The sequence below is a fragment of the Acinetobacter sp. WU_MDCI_Abxd143 genome (assembly GCF_025514195.1).
In the GTDB taxonomy this organism is placed as follows: Bacteria; Pseudomonadota; Gammaproteobacteria; order Pseudomonadales; family Moraxellaceae; genus Acinetobacter; species Acinetobacter pittii_H.
The window spans coordinates 1-1,598 of record NZ_JAHPTH010000034.1 but is presented as its reverse complement, the minus strand read 5'-3'; the positions used below and the strand labels follow the sequence as shown (position 1 = coordinate 1,598).

1 protein-coding gene is annotated in these 1,598 nt (G+C 44.3%); it reads left to right on the top strand.

Annotation, left to right across the window (positions count from 1 at the left end; translation table 11 throughout):
- The coding region (locus KTI79_RS19055; RefSeq protein ID WP_086375841.1) for a choline dehydrogenase at nt 1–1,598 on the top strand (1,598 nt) is incomplete at both ends.

Genomic DNA, 1,598 nt, shown 5'->3' with positions numbered 1-1,598 from the left:
ATGCGCGACATATACGGAAGAACAGTACAATCAGCATATGACTATGTTGTGGTTGGTTCAGGATCAGCAGGAAGCGTTATCGCTGCACGTTTAGCTGAAGATAAAGATGTCAATGTCCTGCTTCTTGAAGCAGGTCCGGTTGACGATAGTTTATATATTCGCATGCCAGCTGCCTTAGGTTTCCCTCTTACAGATGACCGTTTCAACTGGTACATGCATTCTGAAGAAGAACCAGAGTTAAATAACCGTAAGATTTATGAAGCCCGCGGTCGAGTACTCGGTGGTTCTTCATCAATCAACGGCATGAACTGGGTTCGTGGTAATCCATGGGATTACGATAACTGGGAAGCTTTAGGTGCTAAAGGCTGGAGTTATAAAGACTGCCTACCTTATTTCAAAAAAGCTGAATCTTTCGATAAAGGCGGTGATGAATACCGTGGTGACTCAGGTCCAATGAAAATTGAAACCTGTAAAGCAAATAACCCACTGTATCAAGCCTTTCTTGAAGCGGGTGTACAGGCAGGTTATGAACGTGTAGATGACCATAATGGTTACAAGCAAGAAGGCGTTCATATTACCCAACGTAATATCCATAAAGGTTTACGCTGGAATACATCACGTGCTTATATCCATGAAAATAAGGATATCAGCCGTTTGCATGTGTGTGACAAGTCACAAGTGACCCGTATTGAGTTCGATAAGAAGAAAGCTGTACGCATCCATTTCCATTGGCATGGTATGCCTCAGGTCATTGAGATTAAGCGTGAGATTATTTTATCTGCTGGTGCCTTGCATACTCCACACATCCTGATGCTTTCAGGTATTGGTGACAAAGCCCATTTGAAAGAACATGGAATTGAATGTGTTGCTGACTTGCCTGGTGTAGGCCAAGGACTTAAAGACCATGTGGCTGCACCGGTTCAATACCGTGCAACCCAAAATGTTTCGATTGCCAAAGAGCTAACTTTGTTTGGTAAAGCAAAGCTGGGCGCTCAGTGGCAGTTCTTCAAGAAAGGTTTGGGTGCAACTAACTTCTTCGAGGTAGGTGCATTTATTCGAACTCGAGATGACATTAAAGTGCCTAACGTGCAGTTTGAGTTCATTCCATTATTAGGTGAATTCCAGCACGGTAGCGTCCAACTGGAAAATGGCTTCCAGTATTTCTTTAGCCTTATGCGTCCGACGAGTACCGGTCGGGTATGGTTAGGAAGTGCCGATCCGTTTGCAGCACCAAAATTCCGATTTAACTTTTTAAGTACAGAAGAGGACAGACGTGATGCCATTGATGCGGTTAAGGCAATCCGTAATGTTGTATCGCAAAAGGCATGGGATCACTTACGTGGTGAAGAAGTTACACCGGGACCGAATGTACAGACAGATGAAGAAATTCTGGCAATGCTAAGAGACAATGCAGGTACCAACTATCATCCGTGCTGTACATGCCGTATGGGGCACGATGAGATGAGTGTGGTGGATGAGTTTGGTCGTGTTCACACCTTAGACAATGTGCGGATTGTGGATGCATCGATCATGCCTGAGATCCCGAGTGGTAATTTGAATGCACCGATCATTATGATGGCTGAAAAAATGGCCGATAT